The organism is Bacteriovorax stolpii, assembly GCF_002872415.1.
Classification (GTDB): Bacteria; Bdellovibrionota; Bacteriovoracia; order Bacteriovoracales; family Bacteriovoracaceae; genus Bacteriovorax; species Bacteriovorax stolpii.
On record NZ_CP025704.1, the window covers coordinates 1,446,243 to 1,468,676 of the forward strand.

A 22,434-nucleotide genomic window follows, 5' to 3' on the forward strand; every position below is an offset into this window, starting at 1 on the left:
TTTAAAGTACCAAGATGGTGCCCAGGGACGGAATCGAACCGCCGACACAGGGATTTTCAGTCCCTTGCTCTACCGACTGAGCTACCTGGGCAAGACCATTTTTTGGAATCTAAAAAATAAGGTATTTGAGGTAGTCCGTCAAACTATTTTCTTAAAAAATAAGCGTTTTTGTATCCTATAAAGTTTTCAGATTCCAAACAAAAAATTCCTAGGCGTGTTAAAAATGGCCATCAACACACACTTAAACTTGGAGTTTCCCAATGAAAATGAAATCTTTATTCGCTCTTGCGCTTACATTGTCTGCTGTGACTGCGTTTGCTGGTGAGATCACTATTCCAAAAGAAGTTTTAGACCGTCATACAAATGCTTGTCCTGAATTCGCATCAAATGAATACCTGCAAAGAGAAGCCTATCAACTTCCAGGATCAGAGTATTCTCCAAAGGGCGCAACACTTTATGTTCTTGGTTGTGAAATGTATGCGTACAACTCTCTAGAAAAAGCTTATATCGTTTCTCCATGGGGAGAAGTGACTAACGTAGCAGTTGCAGAAGTGGCGGCCGACGGATCAATCATGGCGACATCTGATTTAATGGGCGCTGGTTATGATGCTGAAACTAAAACTCTTGTAACATTCCAAAAAGGTCGTGGAATGGGGGACTGTGGAAGCTCAGCAACTTATCAATACAGCCCGGAAAACCAACGTTTCGTTCTTATTGAAGCAAGAGTAAAAGATTCTTGTGATGGTGAGTTCGAATCAGAGTGGCCAGTAGTCTACAAAAAATAATTTGGATTAAACAAATTGCACATAAGAAGGGAGACATCTGGTCTCCCTTTTTGTTATAAATGCCGTATGAAAATTCTAAAAGGCTATCTCAACTATCAGAATCAAAAAACTAACGTCATGTACTTTCTTCCGGATTTAGACGGAGAGGTTAAACCGACGTTTGCCATTCTTACTCACGGCTACACGGCGGATAAGAGTTCGATCATTAACTGGCCTATTCGCCTGGCAGAAGTTGGTGTCTCGTGTGCGCTTTTTGATATTCCAGGACACTACCAGGGAAATTATTCTGAAGTGGAGAGTTTTGAAGAGTTCAAAGAGCATGCTCACAAACTCTTTTTAGAAGCGTTTAAAGGGCTTTCTGTGGCCTTTAAAGAAGAGTTCCCGCTCAATGAACACTTCTTAGCGCCGGGAGAATTAAAGCTTGTCCTGGGCGGGCATTCGCTTGGATCGCTCCTGGCCTTGAAAGCATTGATGATGAAAGAGTTTGAAGCATACGAAAAACGAGGGATCGGTGTTGGATTAGGAATGGCGCCAAAAGATGTGGTCCATCTCTTTGATACGCCTTTTTATAAGTCGACTTTAAAAGTCAGGGAACAATTGGTGTCTCCAGAGCTTAAACCGGACAATGTTTTCCCATGGATCAGAGACGAAAAATATAATCTGGCGCTGACAAATCAGGACATTCACTTGATATCAGGGATTGATGACCTGGTTGTAGGCGATGATGGGGCCGAGAGATTTATGGAAGCTCTTGTGCAAAAAAACAACAGAGTTACAATAGATAAGCCATCCAAACTTCCTCATCACGAACCGCAAGGGGCGGCTTCGTATGTGAAGAAGTACTTAAAAAAAATCAACTGGGTCTAATATGAAAAAACTCTCATTGCTCCTGCTTCTGGCCCTTTTGGTCTCTTGTCAAAAAGACAAAACAACAGTGGAAGATGAAGGAGTCGATGGAGTGATCAGACCTCTGGCCTGCTCAACCACAGCGATTGAAAATCAACTTAATCAAACACTCACCAATGCCACTACTGATGCAGACTTCACTCTTTTAGTGGAGCGCTCAGACGGAAGGCAATATTCTTTTAGCCGTGGCACTTCGGGTGCTTCAAGCCTTTATGAATCGGCCTCAACTTCAAAACTAGTGTCTTCGATTATTATTCTGCGATTAGTGGATCAAGGTTATTTAAACCTGACAGATAAACCACAAAAGTATATTTCATCGTGGCCGATTGTGAGCACTGATTCTCTTTACAACATTAATCTTGCTCAACTTTTAAGTTTTACATCAGGGCTGGAAACAGAACCTCTTTGTTTAAATGCCGGAAGTTTTGATTTTGAAAATTGTGTGCGCAATATCGCCACCACCAATTCAGGCAATGGAGTTGTTCCGGGATCAAAATTTTATTACTCGAGCACGCATATGCAAGTGGCCGGTATGATGGCCATAAAAGCAAAAGGGGCCTCTTCGTGGCAGGATGTTTTTAATAGCTTTAAATTGGAGACGGGGCTTTTCCCTTCTGGCAGTTATGATCTTCCATCGAGCACCAACCCACGCCTGGCAGGTGGAATGCATTGGAAAGGGGTGGAGTACCTGGCCTTCTTACGCGCGCTCAAAAATGGGACACTTTTATCTGCCAATCTTCAATCGCAGCTTCTCATGGATCAAACGGCAGGAGTGGTGTTTGGCAATTCTCCGGCCGTCAATGCACTTGGAGAAATGTGGCACTATGGATTTGGGTTATGGCATGAGTGCCAGAGTTCAACTTATACCTGCACGCCAGGCGTGCGCGTGTCTAGTCCAGGAAGTTATGGCGCTTATCCGTTTTGGGACAGGCAAAAAAATTACATTGGTATTTTAGCAAGACAGGGAGCTCTGGAGACATTTAAAAATGGAGCGTTATTAGAGCGGACTGTGAGAACGTCTCTTGATGAGTGGGCCTCATGCAAGAGTGAGTGATCTAGTTGACATCCTCTGGTTTTGTTAAGTTCTTTATCAAGTGGGCAAGACGTTTTTGTAAATCAAAAAATTCTTTTTCCTGCAATTCTACCTGGCAGGCAATTTGTGGTGGAATCAGCAGCGCTTTCTTTTTTAAGTCTATTCCTTTTTGTGTGAGCTTGATGGTGACAACGCGTTCATCTGTATCGGATCTTGTCTTGTTTAAAAACTTTTTGGCCTCGAGCTTTTTTATCAACGGAGAGAGAGTCCCTGAATCCAGGCTCAGGCGCTCGCCCAGGTCTTTGACTGCAATCTCGTCGTTTTCCCACAAAACCATCATCGTTAAATACTGCGGATAAGTTAAATCAAGCGGCGCTAGCAATGGGGCATAGGCCTGGGTCATGGCCTTGCTGGCGGCGTATAACTTGAAGCATAGCTGATTGTCCAAATGCAAAATTTTTTCGCTGTCGATCTTTGATGTCTTGTTTTTTGACATACTTATCTCCTGTGCAGGTCTTGTCTAACAAGATAGCATAAAATTAAATTGTATGCAATTTAATTGAGAGTTAGGATGACTTCAGAGAGTAACAAAAAAAGGAGAGACATATGAAAACACTTTATCAAACTTCGGCCCTTGTTAGCGGTGGACGCGACGGTATTGCCAGATCAAATGATGGAATGCTGGAGGTGAGGCTTCAGGCACCTAAAGAGCTGGGAGGAAAAGGTGGGGCAACGAATCCTGAGCAGTTATTTGCTGCTGGGTATGCGGCGTGCTTTGAAAGCGCTTTAAGGCATGTGGCCCGCACTCAAAAAATTGCCATTGGTGAAACATCGGTAGAGGCCACTGTTGGCCTTGGGGCCAGAGATGATGGGGGATTCATGCTCGATGTTGCTTTGACTGTAAAAGTTAACGGAGTGGACAGAAGTGTGGCCGAGAAGCTCATGGAGACGGCCCATGTCGTTTGCCCTTATTCGCACGCGACTCGTGGGAACATCAATGTAAATCTAAAACTTGGATAAAAAAAAGCCCCCTTCTCAATAGGCTAAAGAAGGGGGCCATTTCCTAGGAGTATATGAATACAGAAAAAGTGCTCTTAAGCTTTTCCTGTACGCATAGCTTTTGCGATACATTTTTTAAGTTCTTTTTTTGATAGCTCAGCGCCTTTTGTTGTAAGGCAAAGTTCTTTTGCATCTTCTTTAGAAAGTTTTGCTTTTTTTGTTGTTTTCTTAGCGTGGGCCACGTTTAGTGATAATAAAAGGGCAGAGGCCAGTAACAAGTGTTTCATCTTCAATCTCCATTTGTTGATTAGTTCCAACTATAGCACTCACCCTGATGAAACAGTAGAAATGTAAAATAAAATTTTCTTTATCTTCGAGGGAAAAAAGCGACTAAGTAATGAGATTTTTTGTGAATTTTATCGTGATAATTGTGCCGTGAGTTCCCGAATTGATATCGAGATCCCAGTTATAAAGTTTTGTTAATGTGTTGATCCACGCTAAGCCTAAACCCGTGCGTTTATGTTTGAGTACTGGATTGTGTGGTCCGGAATTAAATGGCTGTCCGATTCTCTCAATAACTTCTTTAGGAATGCCCGGCCCCAGATCGCTGATGCGAAGAGTGTTGTCGAAAGATTCAATTGTCACAGGAGAGGATTCCGGTGAATAGTTTAAAGCGTTGGTTAAAAGATTGGTAATCAACTGTAAAAGATGTTGTGGATTGGAGATGACGACAAAATCTTCTTTTATTTTATATTCAATTCTTCCTGGGTGCAGGCGATTTAAGCCTTCAATCTGATTTTCAATCGAGCTGGCAATTCTGATGGCAAATAAATTGTCTTTTTGTTGAGTGTTTTCAACACTGGCCCACTCTAAAAATTGCGAAACGATATTAGAGATTCTTTCAATTTGTTCACGCATTGATTGAGTCAGAGTTGGGTCTTTTAATTTTTCTTCACCAAGGGATTCAACATCAAAACTTAAAATAGAAAGCGGAGTTTTTATTTCGTGGGCCAGCTGATAAGTCCAGGGCCTGGTCATTTTATAATTGATGTTAATTCTTTCTAAAAGATCGCTGGTATTGTCGACCAGAGAAGAGAATTCATCGTTGTTTAAAAAAGATTTTTTTGTGTATTTAAGAAGTTTTTTAGGAAGTGAAGGGACAGGTCTTAAATTCTGCAGGTCCTGGCTTGCCAGTTGAAGATGTCCCGCCATTAGCTTTAATGGATTAAGCAAGTATTTGGTAAGGACAATTGAAAAAATAAGAATCGGAATGATCGTAACGACTAAGTACAAAGCAAGCTTATTGGAAATGAACCACCAGTCAAATAATGTAGGGTCAATGACCGCTCCGACTTGTAGTGTTTTTCCAGGTCTCTTGGGAAGTTTTAAGTTCAGGATTCGCAAAGTCTTTCCGTTGACACTGTAAGAGTAGAGTTGTGGATCTCTTGGTGGATCAATATTCATCAGCGTCGCACTTTGCGATTTGAAAATAATTTCACCGGGATCAGTTCTGACGATAAAAAATTTACCTATGCGGTTACTTCCCAATTCTTCAGAAATAATTTCTTCAGCTTCATCAAAATTGATTTTTTTAATATCTGGAAGTTCCGAGTTAACTAAAGCAACCGCACTTTCTCTCAATTGTAGGTCAATCAGCTCCAGACGTGCGGTGTTTAGGTAATAACTAAAACTCACCGAGAGAACGAGCCCTACAGTACAAAGAGAGAGCAGCAATATGAGGAAAAATCTAAACTTCAACCCAGTATCCTACAAAACGGGTGTTTTTAATCTGCACTTTTGAACCGGCGTTTTCCAGCTTTCTTCTTAAACTATTCATTGTTGATTCAACCACGTTTGTTTCATTTTCCAGAGAAAAGCCCCAGATAGATTCAATCAATTGATTTTTGCTGTAGATCTTTCCGATGACTGAGCAAAGAGCGTGGAGAACCAGGAATTCTTTAGCAGTGAGGTTTAGCACTTCACCATTAACTGCAACTGTGCGGTGAATGAGATCGAGTGTGAGGTTGGCCACACTGTAATTGAGATGAGCATCTGAATTAGATGATCTTCTGATCAGAGCTTTTAGTCTTGCTTTAAACTCAGTGGACTCAAAAGGCTTGGCCAGGTATTCGTCAGCGCCGCTATCAATCAGCTTCGCTTTTTCCAGTGAAGAGTCGATGGCCGATAAAACGAAAATTCTCAAAGCAGGGTATTGCATGCGAATGTTGGCCACATAATCGGCCGAATCAGCTCCCCCCATCATGCGGTCAAGAACGACAATATCATAAGGCCTTTTTGTGTTTCCTAATTTTTCTAAAAGGTCAGGAACATTGCCGACTAAATCCGAATTCCAGCCGAGTTCGGTGATGAGTTCTTTTACTTTGTTGGCAATGGTTGGTTCGTCTTCAGCGATAATGATATGTGCGGTAGTGTCCATCCGAAAATGATAAACATCTTGTGACACAGGATCAAGAAGCTTCGCGCTTTGGGGTTTATTCGAAGATAAAATTAATCATATTTTCGACTTATCTTCTTGATTTATTTGCCTTTCTGCGAAACGAAGACTTCTAAAAAAAATACACTTACCCAAAAAAAATTCCGAGACGTGAGTTATGATGTCCGTACGAAAGCCCTTCGTACACACCTCAGAACACACTGGTGGGTTGGTTACCCCAAGGATCAGCCTGCTAGTGTCTTTTACCTTCTGTCTACTTACTAAGATAAGATTAATTTTATTTTCAAACCATTCATCAAATTGCCTCTTGGCCTTATCATTACCGTTAAGAGTTTAATCCAACTAGAGGTCGTGAATGTTAAAACAATTTTGTCTTTTCTCATTATTAATTTTTGTTGTGGCCTGTTCAAGCGCTAAGAAAAAAAATGGTGCTGATGACAGCGATGCCGATGTCTCAGGAAAAAATGATTACGTCCTGGAATTAAACGGCGACTCTGATTCGGGTAGAGCTGGGCACTTAAAAACCATTTATTTCGATTACCGCTCGGCCAATATCACCGCTGAGTCTAAAAAAATGCTGGATGAAAATATTGCTTTTTTAGTGGCGAACGATGCAGTGAATATTCAAATTGAAGGGCACGCAGATGAAAGAGGAAGCTCGCAGTTTAACCTCACGTTAGGGGAAAAAAGAGCGCAGTCGGTGTATGATTATTTAACCGGCCGCGGAGTGGACGGAAAAAAACTCACTATGATTTCATTAGGGAAAGAAAAACCGGTTTCTTTTGGTCACGATGAAGAAGCGTGGTCGAAAAACAGAAGAGCGAATTTCGTCGTTACTGCAAAATAATAAATAAAGGCAGGTCCAAGACCTGCCTTTTTTATTATTACTTATTTAACCAAACACTGCTGTCACAGTACTCAATATCTCCATCAAACACATTTGATAGTTTTGTATAGCTCACAACGCCTTTTTTCTCAGTGCGGTTGTACACTTCATAGTAGCCGTTTCCACCGCCAACTCCGATGTTGAAGCGGTAAAGGTCCAGGCCTTTAAACACAGTGCTGGTGATTTTCTCAAGAGTGATGTCATCAACTTGTGAGAAGAATTCTTTTACATCTGATCCTGAACCTTCTGCGGCCGCCGCCAGAAGAATTGGGTCTACTTTCTTAAGTTTCGCCATTGTGCTTTCAGCGTTGTTATATTCAGGCTCGAAGTATTTAACGATTGTGCTATCAACTGTAAAAAGTTTTCCTTCATAATCCTGGTGAACTGAACATCCACCAATGTATTGGCTTGAACCGTCTTCAAGTTCAACATAAGCGTCTTCGTATTTTTCAGAACGAGACATGTCTTTTGCCATTGATGAGACAGAAAGAAGTAAAGAAAGAATGATCAGTGTGTTTTTCATAAAGCCTCCAAAAGTTGAATGGAGGCTTTATAGTTGGATAGGTACAAAAAGTACCATACAAAAAATAGATAATACTTATGTCAGAGGTAAACTAGTGTCCGGCAAATGAGCATAGAGTGAAGACTTTATGGCCCATGCTCTGGATTTTTTTAGCCCCGCCCAATTCCGGCAGGTCGACCACAAAGGCCGTCTCATAGATTTTTCCACCAACTTTCTCAATCAGAGTGATGGCCCCGATAGCTGTCCCGCCAGTGGCGATTAAATCGTCGATTAAAAGGACATTGGCGCCAGAGTGAAGGGCGTCGTCGTGGATTTCAATAGTGTCTGAACCGTACTCAAGGTCGTAATTTTGAGTAATGGTTTTTCCTGGAAGCTTTCCTTTTTTTCTAACCGGGATAAATCCCTTTCCTAGAGCAAAAGCAAGGGCAGAGCCTAGAATGAAGCCGCGGGCCTCAATTCCAGCGATGTAGTCGATAGGTGCGTTTTTGTACTTTTCCACCAGCATATTGATAGTGGTTTGAAACCCTTTTGGGTCTTTTAAGAGAGTAGTGATATCGCGAAACATAATTCCTTCTTTGGGATAATTGGGAATTGTTCTAATTAGTTGCGCGATATCACTCATTTTAAACTCTCCTATAAAATTACTTCTTAGCTTTTAGTGTTACAACGAATTCGATGTTGTCAGCGATAACTTTGTCACCAAGATCTTTAAAGAATGATCCTGAGCCGTACTTTACATCGTGCTTAGTTCTATCAACAGTGATGTTAGCAGAAGCTTCTGACTTTGTCACAAGTGCTGTGAAATTAACTGGAGCAGTTTTTCCTTTGATTGTAAGGTCACCAGTAACGTTGTAAGTGTTGTCTTTTTCTTTTTTCGCGTTCTTAATCACTAACTTAGATGTTCCAAATTTTGCTGTGTCGAAAAAATCCTCGCTTGTGATGTGGCCTACGAATTTTTTATTGTACTCAGCGTCTGTAAGGTCTGTGTTTGTGATTGTCGTCATATCGATAACGAATTCTCCACCTTTAAGTGTGTTTCCGTCAAAGTTAAGGAAACCGTCTTTAATCTTAACTTCACCAGTGTGTTTGCTATCAACAAGAGTTTTCTTTCCTGTGTAAACCACTTTTGAAGCAGCTGGATCGATTTCCACTTTTTCTGTTTTTGCGAAGGCCGCAACTGATGAGAATAGAGCAGTAGCAATGAGTAATTGTCTTAACATAGTTCCTCCTAATGAAACTTAAAAAAGAAATATTCTTGTCAAAAATCCTAACTTAGGTTTGTATAAAAACAAATTATAATTTATCTATTGGATTAATAAGTTTTTGTGATGATGTTTAATGCAAGAAAAGTACGGAGATTGTAAGAATGACACTTGAACAGCTGCTGACTATTGAGGCCATCGTTAAAGAGGGAAGTTTTAAGGCCGCGGCCGATTATCTTCACAAAAGCCAGCCTTCTATTAGCATGGCAATTAAGAAGCTGGAAGAAGAGTACCAAATAGTGCTCTTCTCACGCGATGAATACCGCCCGAGTTTAACAGCGGATGGAAAAGTGTTTTATCAAAAGGCGAGACTTTTACTCCGAGAATTCCGTGAGCTCGAAGCTCTGGCGATGCAAATGAGCAAAGGAGTTGAGCCAGAAATCCGTGTAAGTATCGACGCCGTCAGCCCGGTTTCATTGGTGCTTAAATTTCTTAAAAACTTTTTTACCAAGCACCCTTCAACGAAGCTCGTGCTGCAATTTGAAATTCTCTCAGGGACTGTAGAGCGGCTTATAGATGGCGATGTAGATATTGCCATTACACCTAAACCCTTAGTTGAGCACACGTTTGATATGAGGCTTATGACGAAGACAAAAATGATTTCGGTTATCAGCACCCAGCTCATCAAAAATGAAAAGAAAATCACTGATGCTTTTTTGCGCAATCATAACCAGATTATTCTTGCAGACAGTGCCAGACGCATCTCTAAAGTCACTACCGGTGTTTTAGAAGGCTCTAAGAGCCTCACTGTAAGTGATATTGGTTTTAAGAAAGAACTGATCGTGCAAGGACTGGGCTGGGGAGGTCTGCCATACGATTTGATTAAAGCAGAACTCACATCAAAGAAGCTCTCTCCAATAAAAACTCCACTGATTAAAGACCGCGATATTGAAATCTACATGGTCAGAGATGCCAGTAAGCCCATGGGGCCGGTGCTTAAAGAATTGTGGGGGAGTATTGAGGAAGATGTGATTGGCTAAGGGAAAAAAATCGACGCTTCAAAATCCATTTCTAGTCGTCGACCATCAACGTGTATCCGTTTGTCTCTATGGATAAATACTATGGTGCGTTTACATTTTTAGATAGCTGTTTTTTCTTACTTTTCATCACAATTTTCTGACATCCAACGGACCATTTTTAAGGCCCTTTGCAAGTGCTCGTAACTGTTCATTACAGATCACAGGGGCAAAAAATTAGTCCTAAGATTGGAGCAATAAAAGTGCGTTTTCTCGGGTATTATTTTTTATCAATAATAGTCTGATAAACAAATTCACCACGAAGAGCACGAGTTATAAACTCAGAATATTTACTGCTTAAAGTGGGATTTTCCTTCACAGTTCTTTCAATGAAGGTGCGAATGGCGACGATAGATTTTTCAACATCCTTGAACATCACTTTTTTTACGAAGCTTCCAAAGATAGATTTCGGTTTTACATACGTGCGGTAGCGAAGAAGAGTTTTTCCATTGTAGTTTTGAAAGTAAGCACCACCGCGTACATCTTCACTCGAAGATGACTCCACCATATACCACTGAACTTCATAATCATCAGCGTGCTTAAAAATTTTTGCGCCATGAATGTACTTGGCGTTGGAGAGAGGAAAAGGAATGTGGAGCTCGTACTCCGTTTGAACATCGGTTGGACTGACGTGTTTGACCGGAGTGGATTTTAACAAATTAGGTGTGTAGTCCTTTTGAATATCGTAAGCGGCAAAGAGCCCTACAGCTTCCAGTGGAGAGGCATTGATAAAGGCGTAATAGGTGATTTCCGGCCAAGACGAGCCCGGGATGTCCTTAGTCCTGACGATAAACTCACGCCCCTCAAGCTGACGAATCTCAGCGTCTGAGAGCTCGCTTTTGATGTCTAATTTAGTTGTGCCCGCAAAGGTGTTGTAACTAGTGGAGAACAGAGTAACTAAAAGGGCAAAAAAATGTGTAAAAAAGAAAGTCTTCATAGGGCGCCTTAATTTACAGACGAGAGCTTTTATTATAATTATAGGGCCATGAAAAAGCACAATGGCGAATCTATCAGGATCTTTAAGAATCCTATCCTTGAATCCTTTACTCACGTTCACCCGATCGTGCCGCTGGTCTTATGGACACCGGTCATTTTGTTTTTACTCTATCGTGGAGCAACTGTAAAAGGTGTATCAAGTTCTGAGTTTGTTTTTCTTTTCTTCTTCGGTTTAATTCTTTGGACATTCATGGAGTATATTCTTCATCGTTATGTCTTTCACTGGGACGCTAAAAGCCGCGCGGGAAAATATTTTGTTTTCCTTTTCCACGGTCTTCACCACGATGACCCTCAAGACCCGACGAGACTGGTGATGCCACCGGTTCCAGCAATATTAATTTTTTTCCTCCTGTGGAGTTTTTTCTCCCTGTTTTTCCCGGATAAATACCTGGGCGTCATCATGGCCTATTTTATGGTCGGATACCTTTGTTACGATTACATCCACTATGCAACTCACCACTTTGCGATGACATCAAAAGTGGGGAAGTACCTTCGAAAATACCACCTTCAGCACCACTACTCTGGTGAGCGAAGCAAGTACGGCGTAAGCTCTCCTCTTTGGGACTACGTTTTTAAAACAACAACAGGACCTAAGGACCATCACTGATCATGAAACGCGCTCTTTACGTACTTTTGTTTCTTTTGTTTTCTAAAAATCTTTCAGCGGCAGACCTAACGGCAGACACTTATTGGGAAGGGTTAAAGTCTTCGGTGACTTTGCTTTATCAAGGCTCTTACATGCAGTTTAGAGCGGAAAATAACCTGTACTATGCAGGAGCGGCCGTGCCAGCACTTTGGTATTCGTTTGAAGAAGACAAACGCATCACTCATAACCAAATGAAAAAGCGCATTCCCAAATACATGCAGGTCGCAAGTGACCTGGCCCCTGTGCTTAGTTTTCCTATTGTTCCTATTGCGGCCTTTTCTTTGGGAGTTAAGTACGACAATCCCAAGTCCGTTCAATTTGCCAAAGAAACATTTGCCACGATGTACCTGGCATTGGTTGAATCAGCGGCCTTAAGTGTGGTTGATATTCATGAAAGACCAAAAAAAGATAAACTTTCAAAGTGGGAAACCAACTTTAGAGGAAAGTCATCTTTCCCTTCAGGACATGTGGTTCCTTATGCGGCCCTGACATTAAAGACTCTTCAATTTTATGGACCTTATTGGGCAGCTGTCCCCGGGGCCCTTTTTGTGGCGACATCGTTTCAGCGAATCAGAGATGGGAAGCACTACCTTTCCGACGTGGTCGGGGGGTTTTTTCTTACAGCTTTCGCCGCCGAAGGTGTAAGAAAAGCGGGTAAGTACCAGGATACTGACACCGCCTATAAATCTATTTTCGACACCTACCGAATTGGCTACACCACCTATGAGGGAGTGCTCGGGCCGATGATTAGTTTTGACTGGTAAATTTTTTAATCTTTTTGTTTTCTTAAATTTTGAAAGGGCGCATAAGGTGCTACGCTAATACTATGACCAAGTCGAAGAATTTTTTTGAAAAGCTGAGTATCACGCAAGAGCTGATTATTAGCGTTATTGCGGTCATTTTTTTGATGATCTCACTTCTTGGTTTTATCGTGGCAAAGGCGTTGATTAAAAGTAATGAAGAAAAAATCGCCTGGCAGAAAAAATCTAACCTGCAAATTGCGACCAGCCTTCTTGCTGATCCGATCTGGACAGTAGACACCAATAACATTAAAAATGCCGCTTCAACATTCGTTCGCGACGACAATCAGATCATCGCTGTCCGCGTTCTCGATGAATACGGTGACATCCTGGTTGAAAGCCGCGACCACTCTGTCGCGGGAATTGAGTTCAAGGAACTTTTAAAAACAAAGAACCGCTTTCTTGATGCCGGCGATATCAAAAGAAATAACGAAAAAATCGGAAGCATCGAATTTATCTACTCAACTCAGAAGTTTAACGATGAGTTGACCTGGTTAATTATTAAATTAGGTTTTTCATTCTTTTTAGTCGGTCTGGGCTTCGGTCTGATTATCCTGTGGCGTTTAAAGAAAACCATCACTGAGCCAGTTAACAGAATTGTAGAAGGCTCTAAGAAGATTGCCGAAGGTAACTACCAGTTCCAGGTAGAAGAAGAGTACGTGCTTGAGTTCCAGCAAATCGCCCAGGCACTCAACGTGGCCATCCGTGCGATTAACGAGCGCGACCTGGAGTTAAAACGCCAGATCATTAAGGCCGAGCTTGCGACAAAAGCTAAATCAAATTTCGTATCGACGATGTCCCATGAAATCAGGACTCCACTGAACGCCATTATTGGCTTGACTGAGTTAACTCTGGATTCAGAATTAACAGGAGACCAAAGAGATAACTTAGAGACTGCAAAGCTTTCAGCAGACTCACTGCTTTCTATCATCAACGACATCCTGGATTTCTCGAAGATTGAAGCGGGAAGACTGGAGCTTGAAACTCTCGACTTTGATATGATTGATGTACTTCAGGAGTGCGAGAGAATTCTTTCACTTTCAGCGAAGAAAAAATCTATCGGTCTGAGATTGTATTTTGCCCTGGAAGAAAATTATCTTTTTAAAGGTGATCCATTTAGGATTAAGCAGATTCTTCTTAACCTGATTAACAATGCTATTAAGTTCACTCCGGAAGGAGGAGAAGTCCATGTTCGCCTGGATATCATTGACCGCAACAATAGTGCGGCCCTGCTTCGTTTTGAAGTTCAGGACACTGGGATTGGTATTGATAAAAACAAGATGGAGAATCTGTTTGAAGCTTTTAGCCAGGAAGACCAAAGCACGACTCGCAAGTTTGGTGGAACCGGGCTGGGTCTTTCAATTTCAAAGCGCCTCATTGATTTAATGGGTGGAATGATTGGAGTTGATAGTGAAGTGAATGTGGGAAGTACATTCTGGTTTCAGATTCGCTTAAAAGAAGGAAAATAATTTAAATCCAGTTTCGGGATTTATAATCAATTAAAGTCACAGTGATCGTTCTCTCGATGTCATAGTTATAAACTTGCCCCAATTCTTTTTCTGTTTTTGCTCCATCACACGTCCAGTTTGTGGCAGCGAATTCATGGTATTTATCTGGAGTCAGGCGCAGAGGGTGTGGGAAGAGCTTATAAATGAAATCCAGGATGATGGTCAGGAGTTTTACTAAAAAAAGTGGCATCGGTAGATAGATCAACCAGTTTTTCTTCAGCTGCTTTTTAATCTCTAAAATAAGCTCGTTAAAAGTCACGACCTGCGGGTGAGAGCTGTAGTAAACAGTCGTCTTTTTTTCTTCGATCACTTTGACAATCGTATTCACTAAATCAAAAACACAAACGAAGCTGTAGAGTTTTTCTTTTGAGCCAAAACCTGGAAGCAGGATCACTCCGCTTTGAACCATTTTAAAAATATCTAAAACGGCAGCGTCGCGGGGACCGATAACCATGGGAGGCCTGATAACGGCCAGGTCAAAAGTTTTAGGGGCCGCTTCTTTAAGCACTTCTTCTGCCTGTTTTTTTGATCTTCCATAAATGCTTACTGGAAGATCCATGTCGTTTTCATTTCTCTTTTCAGTGCCGGCACTAGGGCCTGCGGCCGCAAGAGAAGAGATGAGAACGAAGTGCAGGGAGGTGTACTTCTTTTTTAAATTATTAACTAAGTTGCGCGTGCCTTCTGTATTTACGCGGTAGAATTCATCGGTGCGATAGGCGTGGACGATTCCCGCAGTGTGCACACATGTATTTAAATCAGCAGGTAGAGTCTCTACCCACGACAAGTTATCCTGGTCGAGGTCTCCTTTAACGACTTGCAGACGCTCGTGCGCTGGAATCGCAAGTTTCTTTGGGTTTCTCACCAGAGCAAATACATCGTGTCCGTCTTTTAGAAGTCTTTCAATAAGGTGGCCGCCGACAAAACCACTGGCGCCGGTGACGAGAATTTTCATTAGAGCGCCTTTTCAACCAAGCGGTAGCGCTTGTAAGCAGGGCCTGACATTCTGATGAGTGGCTTGTTCATTTCCACATTTGTTTCCAGAATCCAGCTGAGCTCGACGTTTTTGATACGCGAGTTTTGTTGAATAGAAACCTGCAAGTTTTTATAAAGCAGAGTCTCTAGTCCCATTTTTCTGTATTCTTTTTTGACTCCCATCATGATGACACGTGCGCGGTTGATGCGAGATTTGGCAGTCAGAAGTTTAAAGATTGCGACCGGGCCTAAGCGACCACTTGGGATCGTTTTAAAAACCTGGTTGAGGTCTGGAAGAGCTAAGATAAACCCAGCTTCTTTTCCGTCCACCATTGCGTATTGAATAAGTGTTGGGTCGACGATGGCCTTAAGGTCTTTGGCCGTATGATCAAATTCCGCCTTCGTCATAGGAACGAATCCCCAGTTAGCTTCCCAGGCAGAGTTATAAATTTCAAAAATAATTTCGAGTTCTTTCTTCCAGTTTTTTAAATCAACAGTTCTGTAAGTGACTTTTGATTTCTTTTCTGTTCTGGCCGCAATGTCCACAATGATCTGCGGTAGTTTGATGTCTGGAGAAATATTGTAGGCAAGAAGATCCATCGCTTTAAAAAAACCCATTTCGTTAAAAAGAGTTTCGTAATAAGGAGGATTGTAGGTCATCATGATTTGTGGAGCATCGTCGTACTTGTCGATTAGAAGGCCGCACTCATAGTTTGTTCCCGGGTTCATCGGGCCTTGCATACTTGTGAGTCCTTTTTTCTTCAGGAACTCTGCGGCCACATTAACTAGCCCTTGGGCCACTTCAAGGTCTTCGATGGACTCAAAACAACCAAAGTGTCCAACGCTGTTGTTTTCGTGCTTATTATAAGTGTGGTTGTGAATCGCCATGATTCTTCCGACGACCTTATCGTTTTTGTAAGCAAGCCACGCTTTGACGTCAGCAGTTTTATAGAAAGGGTGTTTTGGATTTAAGAGGTCTTTAAGTGCCATCTTTAAGAGAGGCACCCAGTGAGGATCATTTTTATAGATCTCCCAAGGGAGATCTATAAAAGCGTTTAAATCTTTTTTATTCGAGAGCTCAATTTCACGGATGAAGATTTTGCTCATAAGTTCTAGTGAAGGTGGTTAGGGATATCGAAGATTTTCTTCGCTTCGGCAAACACTTCAAGAACTGTCGATAGATCTTCACGGTTGTGTGAGGCCATATAACTTGTTCTGATGAGTGTTTCTCCCTTAGGCACTGCTGGTGGAAGAACCGGAGTACAGAAGACACCCTTAGACTCAAGCCACTTTGTCATCTTTAGAGCTTTCATATCGTCACCGATGAAAAGCGGGATGATTGGAGTTTGAGACCCGTAAGTAAAGAACCCAAGTTCTTTGAATCCATTTCTCATGAATTCAACGTTAGACCAAAGGTTATTAAGGATTGTTTCATCGTTTTGGACCACATCAATACACGCAGAAACTGTCGCAACAGCAGCTGGTGGCATTGAAGCTGAGAACATGAACGAGCGAGCAGAGTGACGAACATAATCGATAGCATCTTTTGATCCTGAGATCACACCACCGATAGAGGCAAACGACTTAGAGAATGTCCCCATGTTGAAGTCTACGTCTTTAGTTACGTCGAAATGGGCCATTGTCCCGCGACCTTGAGGTCCCATAACCCCTAGACCGTGAGCATCGTCTACATAGACGTAAGCGCCGTATTTTTTAGCTAGTTTTACAACTTCCGGAAGGCGAAGGATATCACCCGTCATCGAGAAGACACCGTCAGCAACGATAATGACGCGGTTAAAGCGAGACATATTGCTCTCAAGAAGTTCTTCAAGAGAGGCCATATCGTTGTGCTTGTATTTGAAAGTTGTTCCAAGAGAAAGTCTTGAAGCATCGATGATTGAAGCGTGGTTTTCAGAGTCAAACAGCATTAAGTCTTTTGGACCACAGATTGCCGAAAGCGCACCAAGGTTTGCTTGCATACCAGTTGAAAAAACGATCGCTTTTTCATGTCCCAGGTAAGCCGCTAGTTTTTCATCAAGTTCTTCGTGGATATTAAGGTTACCGTTTAAAAAACGTGATCCTGTACAACCTGTTCCGTATTTTTCTACTGCTTTAATCGCAGCTTCTTTAACAGCTGGGTGGTGAGTAAGGCCTAGGTAATTGTTAGATCCAATCATGATCTGCTTTTTACCTTTTACAGTTACTGTAGATGCTTCAGTTTCTTCGATTGCTCTAAAAAAGAAGTATAGATCGTTGTCGCGTAGGAGATTGGCGCGTTCAATGATTTTTGCATCACTAAACGGTTTTTTGCCGCCATTAGAGTTAGTATTGGCCATTTGCTCGCCCTGGAGGTTGTCTTGTAAATTGTGTTTCATAGTATCGGCAAAACTACTCCTCTAGGCCTTCTACGTCAATTAATTATAGGCCTGTATGAAAATAATATCGGGACCAAAGTAGGACGTTAAAAGTAACTAAAGGGCTTAATAACATTGGGATAGGAGAGACCTATTCGGCCTTCTTGGAAAGGATGGTATCGAACTTTTTCTTCATCTCCTCACCACGGGCTTCCGTCGAGATTTTGATGTAGAGTTCGTCCTCGGTTTTTCTAGGTAGACCCTTAAATGAGATCCCTACTTTAAAGCGGCCACTTGGCTTGCCGGCTTCGTCGGCCAGTGGGATATGAACGGCAATTTGAACTGTCGGGATGTGGTAGTTTTTGCGGTCAAAGCGCAGGGTGCAGTCGGTAAAGACCTTGCCTTTGGCAAAGCGCTCGACTTCGGCCTGCTCAATAGTAAAGCTGGTTCCACTTACTGAGATATCCAGGGCATCAAAAACCTGGTCGTCGATTTTAAATTGAATAGGGATAACGTCGCTGGCCGCCAGACGGAAGTTACCACGGGCCTGGCTTTTATAAATGTCTTGCTGGATCTCTAATGAATAAGTCAGGTCTTCCGGATGGAACTTCAGGCGTCCACCGGTAAAGTAGTTGATCTTATCTTCAATAGGGATTTTAACCAGAACCTGCTTGCCGGCCTTGGTGCTACCGGTGATTTTCGTCATCAGTTTTCCAGTTGGCTTAAGCTTGATAATTTTCGGGTTCGGGAAGTATTCAACGGCCTCGTAAATTTCGGCCTCTTCTTCTGATTCGCCCTTCTCCCAGATAGTAAGCGGCGGAGAGTCCTCAAGGGTACAATGCATGCTCATCGTCTCAATAAAATCTTCATGAGAGGCGATTTGAAAGTAATGTTTCTTGTTTGGGTCCTTTTTCTCGCTCATAAATAAACAATCGACAACTTGCGGCCTAAACTTTAATCCTAGTCCATGGGAAGCCCTTAATTTTTGTGACTTTACCTTAATAGTTGAGTAGAATCCGGGGTCATGAGTACATTGAATGGATTTAATCTCGATAAGATGGAGGTTGAGCTCCTGGATGGCAAGGCCATTTATAAGCTTTTGACTCCGGAAGGCCCAGTCCTTTTTAACGACCTGATCGGAAAAGACCTAAAGCTTATCTATCACAAGGAAATTAACTGCACGAACTGCGGGAAAAAGACGGCCAAGAGCTATTCTGGCGGCTACTGTTACCCCTGTTCTATCAAGCTCGCTGAGTGCGATATGTGCATTCTTAGACCTGAAACCTGTCACTTTGAAAGAGGGACTTGTCGGGAGCCGGATTGGGGTCTTCAGAACTGTATGATCCCTCATTACGTCTACTTGGCCAATTCTTCAGGGCTTAAGGTAGGGATCACAAGAACCTCTCAGATTCCTATCCGTTGGATTGATCAGGGAGCGACACAGGCCCTTCCGATTTTAAAAGTGGGGACTCGCTACCAGTCGGGGGTTTTTGAAAAGCTTCTCTCGAGCGAGATCAACGATAAGACAGATTGGCGCAAGATGCTCAAGGGCGTGCCGGAAGAAATCGATTTGCAAGCAAAGCGCGATGAACTTTTTGAACTTTTTGGCGATGATCTCGATGACCTGGAAGGCAAGTTTGGAAGTGACCACGTAAGCATCCTGGAAAACGAAGACGTCATCGATATTGAATACCCGGTACTGACTTACCCAGAAAAAGTCTCTTCCATGTCTTTTGATAAACAAGAGGTCGTGGGCGGTAAGCTCCTCGGTATCAAGGGGCAGTACTTAATTTTTGATGTTGGTGTTATCAACATAAGAAGCCATACTGGCTACAAGGTTCATCTGGAACACTAAATATATTGGAATGAGGATTTGATTATGAAAACTGACGCACCAAAAGTGATTAAATTAAGCGAGTATAAAAAACCTGATTACCTGGTTGAAACAATCGATTTAGTTCTTCACTTAGACAATACAAAAACTCTGGTTCAGTCGACGATGAAGATCAAGAGAAACACTGATGAAGTGACACCTCTGATTCTTAACGGAGAAGAGCTGGTTTTAAAATCAATTAAGCTTAACAACGAAACATACACTGATTATGTTCACTCAACAGAAAATCACTCACTGACTTTAAATAAAGTTCCAGCTGAGTTCACACTGATGATTGAAAACGAAATCAACCCTGAGGCCAATAAAACTCTTGATGGTCTATACAAATCAGGAACGATCTTCTGTACACAAAACGAGCCGGAAGGATTCAGAAGAATCACTTTCTACGTTGACCGCCCGGACAACATGGCGAAGTTCACGACAAAAATCGTAGCAGATAAAAAACTTTACCCAATTCTTCTTTCTAACGGTAACCCGATTGCTCGCGGAGACCTTGAAGGTGGAAAGCACTTCGTGACTTGGGAAGACCCATTTAAAAAACCTGCTTATCTTTATGCTCTTGTCGCTGGAGACTTAGGGGTTATTAAAGACACTTTTAAAACAAAATCTGGGCGTAACGTTGCTTTAGAAATCTACTGCGACAAAGGAAATGAAAATAAGTGTCACCACGCGATGGAGTCACTGAAGAAATCAATGAAGTGGGACGAGGACCGTTTTGGTCTTGAGTACGATCTTGATATCTACATGATCGTGGCCGTTGATGCTTTCAATATGGGGGCGATGGAGAATAAAGGTCTAAACATCTTTAACTCTGCTTACGTTCTTGCTGACCAAAAATCAGCGACAGATACAAACTTCTACGGGATCGAATCAGTGATCGGTCACGAGTACTTCCACAACTGGACAGGTAATAGAATCACTTGCCGTGACTGGTTCCAGTTAACACTTAAAGAAGGCTTAACAGTATTTCGCGACCAGGAATTCTCTGCTGACATGAACTCAAGAAGTGTCGAGAGAATCCAATCGGTGATGGGTCTTCGTGCAGCTCAGTTTGCTGAAGATGCAGGGCCAACATCTCACCCGATTAAGCCAGCGACGTATATGGAAATTAATAACTTCTATACAGCAACGATCTATGAGAAAGGGGCCGAAGTTATCCGCATGATCCAGACACTTCTAGGAGTTGATGGATTTAGAAAAGGTATGGATAAGTATTTCGAACTTTTCGACGGACAAGCGGTAAGAACAGAAGACTTTATCCATGCGATGAGCGTGGCCAATAATAACTTCGATTTTACTCAGTTTAAAAACTGGTACGGCCAAAATGGAACACCGTTATTAAAAGCGACATCGAAGTACGATGAAGCAGCTAAGCGTTTTACGCTGACACTGACTCAGACTCTTCCGGCAAACGCGCCAAAAGATGCAAAAGCTTATCACATGCCTGTGAGAGTAGGATTAATTGACAGCACTGGAAAAGATATCGCGAGTAAAGTTCTTGAGTTAAAAGAAACAACTCAGGACTTCGTCTTTGAAAACATCACTTCAAAACCAATTGCTTCAGTTAACCGCGAATTCTCTGCACCAGTTAAGTTAACAACTGACTTAACTTTTGATGAACAGTTATTCTTAATGGCCCACGATTCAGATTCGTTTAACCGTTTTGAAGCTGCTCAAGTTGTCTCGACAAAACTCATCTTAGATTTAATTGAAGATGCAAAAGCAAAGAGAACATTTGAACTGAATTCAAAGTACGTTGAAGCTTTTGGAAAAATCCTGGCCGACAACACAATTGATGAGGCATTTAAGGCGCTTTCAATGTCAATCCCGGGAGAAGGAGTTCTTCACCAGGAGCAGGCTGAGATCGCTTACCCGGAAACTGAAGCCGTTCGCACATTTGTTAAAAAGACTCTGGCGACAGCTCACCAGGATACTTTGGTAAAACTTTATAAATCAATTGAACAAAAAGAATATAAGCTGGACCCGAAATCAATGGGGCAACGTGACCTGAAGAATAAGTGTCTTGATCTTCTTTCATACGTGGAAGGTGGCAAGTACAACTCACTTGCTTTCGATCACTTTAAAGCAGCAACGAACATGACAGATGAAATCGGAGCGTTGACAACAATTGTTCATGCGAACTCTGTTCATAAAGATGAAGCGCTGAAAGCTTTCTACGATAAATGGAAGCATGAAACATTAGTTATGCAGAAATGGTTAACAGTGCAGGCGAGTGCTTCTGATGAATCGACATACGATGCTATCTTGAAGCTGGAAAAAGACGCCGTGTACGACCGCACGATCCCGAATCTAGTGCGTGCACTTCTTGGGCAATTTGTAGCGACAAACAAGGTGCAGTTTAACCACCCATCTGGACGTGGCTATAAATTGATTGCAGATCGTTTATTAGAGTTGGACAAATTAAACCCACAGGTAGCTTCACGTTTAGCTTCGGGCTTTAAGGATTTCAAGCGCACACCTAAAGTGCTTCAAGACCTGATGAGACCTGAGCTTGAGAGAATCATCAAGACTGATGGGCTTTCTAAAAACGTTTACGAGATCGTTTCTAAAATTCTAGGCTAATGAACTTCAGACAAAAAATCCTTTTTAAAATAATGAACTTCTGGCCTCCCTTTTGGGGGGCCGGAATTCGTATTGACCATGTCTCAAATGATTTTCTCGAAGTGGATGTTTCACTGAAGCTTAGATTCTGGAACCGCAACTATGTGGGAACGGCCTATGGTGGCTCTCTTTACTCGATGACAGATCCTTTTTATATGCTGATGCTGATTCAGCTTTTGGGAAGAGGTTATATCGTCTGGGATAAGGCCGCGAGTATCAGGTTTAAAAGACCTGGAACGACCAAAGTCTTTGCTCAATTCAGGCTAACGCGTGAGCAGGTTGAAGGCTATAAAGAAGAATTAAAAGGCAAACATAAAATCGAACCAGTACTTACTGTTTATATCAAAGACGATGAAGGCAATGTGATTGCTGAAGTTGATAAAACGATCTACATCAAAAAGAAGCTCTAGTTTTTTCTACAAGGTGTTTTTTTATCCAGCGTAAAACCTGTGTCTCCAGGTTTAAGAGGATCGGGGATACGAAAATCAATCGAGATAATATTCTCTGTCACTCCTTTTTGCCCGTCTAATTTATCCAGTAAGAGTTTAACCGTTACATCGCGATCGATGTGTCCGGCGATTTTACCCTGCTCAAGCCTGGGCATACTAATGACGTATTCAGATTGAGTCTTTTCGTTGACGATGAGTTTGATTCCATCTTCTTTGGCGCGCACGACACCCTTGGCGGTGTACTCTCCGCACTCAGTGATGATAGCAGCATTTAATGATGCTGGAAGAAGGAAAAGAAGAAAATATTTCATGAGATCTGAGTTCCTAA

25 protein-coding genes and 1 tRNA gene are annotated in these 22,434 nt (G+C 42.1%); 12 read left to right on the forward strand and 14 right to left on the reverse strand.

Annotated elements, in window-relative coordinates; genetic code table 11:
* Positions 1-15 precede the first annotated feature (15 nt).
* A tRNA-Phe gene (locus tag C0V70_RS07230) sits at positions 16-91 on the reverse strand.
* A 169-nt stretch (positions 92-260) separates the two neighbouring features.
* On the opposite strand from C0V70_RS07230, the gene C0V70_RS07235 reads away from it, so the two are divergent.
* From C0V70_RS07235 to C0V70_RS07245, 3 genes are all read left to right on the forward strand, one after another.
* Positions 261-785, forward strand: coding sequence for a DUF1176 domain-containing protein (locus tag C0V70_RS07235; RefSeq protein ID WP_102243195.1), 525 nt, complete (start codon positions 261-263; stop codon positions 783-785).
* A gap of 66 nt (positions 786-851) precedes the next feature.
* Positions 852-1,652 (forward strand): alpha/beta hydrolase, encoded by an 801-nt coding sequence (locus C0V70_RS07240; RefSeq protein WP_102243196.1) that lies wholly within the window; start codon positions 852-854, stop codon positions 1,650-1,652.
* Position 1,653: 1 nt separating this feature from the next.
* Positions 1,654-2,745, forward strand: a complete 1,092-nt coding sequence (locus C0V70_RS07245; protein WP_102243197.1) for a serine hydrolase domain-containing protein — start codon at positions 1,654-1,656, stop codon at positions 2,743-2,745.
* Position 2,746: 1 nt separating this feature from the next.
* Here the strand turns inward: C0V70_RS07245 and C0V70_RS07250 are convergent, their stop codons facing one another.
* Positions 2,747-3,220: a MarR family winged helix-turn-helix transcriptional regulator gene (locus C0V70_RS07250; protein WP_102243198.1), complete on the reverse strand. Its 474-nt coding sequence runs from the start codon at positions 3,218-3,220 to the stop codon at positions 2,747-2,749.
* Positions 3,221-3,330: 110 nt separating this feature from the next.
* On the opposite strand from C0V70_RS07250, the gene C0V70_RS07255 reads away from it, so the two are divergent.
* Positions 3,331-3,744, forward strand: coding sequence for an organic hydroperoxide resistance protein (locus C0V70_RS07255; protein WP_102243199.1), 414 nt, complete (start codon positions 3,331-3,333; stop codon positions 3,742-3,744).
* A 74-nt stretch (positions 3,745-3,818) separates the two neighbouring features.
* On the opposite strand, the gene C0V70_RS07260 is transcribed toward C0V70_RS07255, so the two are convergent.
* The 3 genes from C0V70_RS07260 to C0V70_RS07270 all read right to left on the reverse strand — a co-directional run bounded on the left by C0V70_RS07260 (position 3,819) and on the right by C0V70_RS07270 (position 6,160).
* Positions 3,819-4,010, reverse strand: a complete 192-nt coding sequence (locus C0V70_RS07260) for a hypothetical protein (RefSeq protein WP_102243200.1) — start codon at positions 4,008-4,010, stop codon at positions 3,819-3,821.
* 103 nt (positions 4,011-4,113) lie between these two features.
* Positions 4,114-5,481 carry a sensor histidine kinase gene (locus tag C0V70_RS07265; protein WP_133566764.1) on the reverse strand — a complete coding sequence of 456 codons (1,368 nt, stop codon included), beginning with the start codon at positions 5,479-5,481 and terminating at the stop codon, positions 4,114-4,116.
* Entirely contained in the window at positions 5,471-6,160 is a 690-nt protein-coding gene (locus C0V70_RS07270) for a response regulator transcription factor (protein WP_102243202.1), read from the reverse strand. The genes C0V70_RS07265 and C0V70_RS07270 overlap by 11 nt, the downstream gene beginning before the upstream one ends.
* A gap of 373 nt (positions 6,161-6,533) precedes the next feature.
* Here C0V70_RS07270 and C0V70_RS07275 point away from each other — a divergent pair, with 373 nt between their 5' ends.
* Positions 6,534-7,025 carry an OmpA family protein gene (locus C0V70_RS07275; protein WP_102243203.1) on the forward strand — a complete coding sequence of 164 codons (492 nt, stop codon included), beginning with the start codon at positions 6,534-6,536 and terminating at the stop codon, positions 7,023-7,025.
* Positions 7,026-7,062: 37 nt separating this feature from the next.
* Here C0V70_RS07275 and C0V70_RS07280 read toward each other — a convergent pair whose 3' ends face one another.
* The 3 genes from C0V70_RS07280 to C0V70_RS07290 form a co-directional block, all read right to left on the reverse strand.
* Positions 7,063-7,587: a hypothetical protein gene (locus tag C0V70_RS07280; RefSeq protein WP_102243204.1), complete on the reverse strand. Its 525-nt coding sequence runs from the start codon at positions 7,585-7,587 to the stop codon at positions 7,063-7,065.
* A 91-nt stretch (positions 7,588-7,678) separates the two neighbouring features.
* Entirely contained in the window at positions 7,679-8,209 is a 531-nt protein-coding gene (locus tag C0V70_RS07285) for an adenine phosphoribosyltransferase (RefSeq protein WP_102243205.1), read from the reverse strand.
* Between the two features lie 19 nt (positions 8,210-8,228).
* On the reverse strand, positions 8,229-8,807 hold the full coding sequence (locus tag C0V70_RS07290; protein WP_102243206.1) for a YceI family protein: 579 nt from the start codon (positions 8,805-8,807) through the stop codon (positions 8,229-8,231).
* A gap of 146 nt (positions 8,808-8,953) precedes the next feature.
* Here C0V70_RS07290 and C0V70_RS07295 point away from each other — a divergent pair, with 146 nt between their 5' ends.
* Positions 8,954-9,829 carry a LysR family transcriptional regulator gene (locus C0V70_RS07295; RefSeq protein WP_102243207.1) on the forward strand — a complete coding sequence of 292 codons (876 nt, stop codon included), beginning with the start codon at positions 8,954-8,956 and terminating at the stop codon, positions 9,827-9,829.
* Positions 9,830-10,085: 256 nt separating this feature from the next.
* Here the strand turns inward: C0V70_RS07295 and C0V70_RS07300 are convergent, their stop codons facing one another.
* Positions 10,086-10,802, reverse strand: coding sequence for a hypothetical protein (locus C0V70_RS07300; protein WP_102243208.1), 717 nt, complete (start codon positions 10,800-10,802; stop codon positions 10,086-10,088).
* Positions 10,803-10,850: 48 nt separating this feature from the next.
* Between C0V70_RS07300 and C0V70_RS07305 the strand changes: the two genes are divergently transcribed.
* From C0V70_RS07305 to C0V70_RS07315, 3 genes are all read left to right on the forward strand, one after another.
* Entirely contained in the window at positions 10,851-11,468 is a 618-nt protein-coding gene (locus C0V70_RS07305; RefSeq protein ID WP_102243209.1) for a sterol desaturase family protein, read from the forward strand.
* A gap of 2 nt (positions 11,469-11,470) precedes the next feature.
* The gene (locus C0V70_RS07310; protein ID WP_102243210.1) at positions 11,471-12,271 is read left to right on the forward strand and encodes a phosphatase PAP2 family protein; all 801 of its coding nucleotides are present in this window, start codon (positions 11,471-11,473) and stop codon (positions 12,269-12,271) included.
* 62 nt (positions 12,272-12,333) lie between these two features.
* Positions 12,334-13,776, forward strand: coding sequence for an ATP-binding protein (locus tag C0V70_RS07315; protein ID WP_102243211.1), 1,443 nt, complete (start codon positions 12,334-12,336; stop codon positions 13,774-13,776).
* A gap of 1 nt (position 13,777) precedes the next feature.
* Here the strand turns inward: C0V70_RS07315 and C0V70_RS07320 are convergent, their stop codons facing one another.
* From C0V70_RS07320 to C0V70_RS07335, 4 genes are all read right to left on the reverse strand, one after another.
* A complete protein-coding gene (locus tag C0V70_RS07320; protein ID WP_102243212.1) occupies positions 13,778-14,767 on the reverse strand; it encodes an NAD-dependent epimerase/dehydratase family protein in 990 nt (329 codons plus the stop codon).
* The gene (locus tag C0V70_RS07325; protein ID WP_102243213.1) at positions 14,767-15,894 is read right to left on the reverse strand and encodes a hypothetical protein; all 1,128 of its coding nucleotides are present in this window, start codon (positions 15,892-15,894) and stop codon (positions 14,767-14,769) included. The genes C0V70_RS07320 and C0V70_RS07325 overlap by 1 nt, the downstream gene beginning before the upstream one ends.
* A 5-nt stretch (positions 15,895-15,899) precedes the next feature.
* Positions 15,900-17,162: a serine palmitoyltransferase gene (spt, locus tag C0V70_RS07330; protein ID WP_243733602.1), complete on the reverse strand. Its 1,263-nt coding sequence runs from the start codon at positions 17,160-17,162 to the stop codon at positions 15,900-15,902.
* Between the two features lie 130 nt (positions 17,163-17,292).
* Positions 17,293-18,063 carry a hypothetical protein gene (locus tag C0V70_RS07335; protein ID WP_102243214.1) on the reverse strand — a complete coding sequence of 257 codons (771 nt, stop codon included), beginning with the start codon at positions 18,061-18,063 and terminating at the stop codon, positions 17,293-17,295.
* A gap of 102 nt (positions 18,064-18,165) precedes the next feature.
* Here C0V70_RS07335 and C0V70_RS07340 point away from each other — a divergent pair, with 102 nt between their 5' ends.
* From C0V70_RS07340 to C0V70_RS07350, 3 genes are read left to right on the forward strand one after another with little or no spacing between them, the layout of a single operon-like run.
* Positions 18,166-18,996, forward strand: coding sequence for a DUF2797 domain-containing protein (locus C0V70_RS07340; protein WP_102243215.1), 831 nt, complete (start codon positions 18,166-18,168; stop codon positions 18,994-18,996).
* Positions 18,997-19,020: 24 nt separating this feature from the next.
* Complete coding sequence (gene pepN, locus C0V70_RS07345; protein ID WP_102243216.1) at positions 19,021-21,618, forward strand: aminopeptidase N; 2,598 nt, start codon at positions 19,021-19,023, stop codon at positions 21,616-21,618.
* Positions 21,618-22,067 (forward strand): DUF4442 domain-containing protein, encoded by a 450-nt coding sequence (locus C0V70_RS07350; RefSeq protein WP_102243217.1) that lies wholly within the window; start codon positions 21,618-21,620, stop codon positions 22,065-22,067. Before pepN ends, C0V70_RS07350 begins: the two co-directional genes overlap by 1 nt.
* Here the strand turns inward: C0V70_RS07350 and C0V70_RS07355 are convergent.
* Positions 22,064-22,417: a hypothetical protein gene (locus C0V70_RS07355; RefSeq protein ID WP_102243218.1), complete on the reverse strand. Its 354-nt coding sequence runs from the start codon at positions 22,415-22,417 to the stop codon at positions 22,064-22,066. The two genes, C0V70_RS07350 and C0V70_RS07355, sit on opposite strands and share 4 nt — an antisense overlap.
* Between the last annotated feature and the right edge of the window lie 17 nt (positions 22,418-22,434).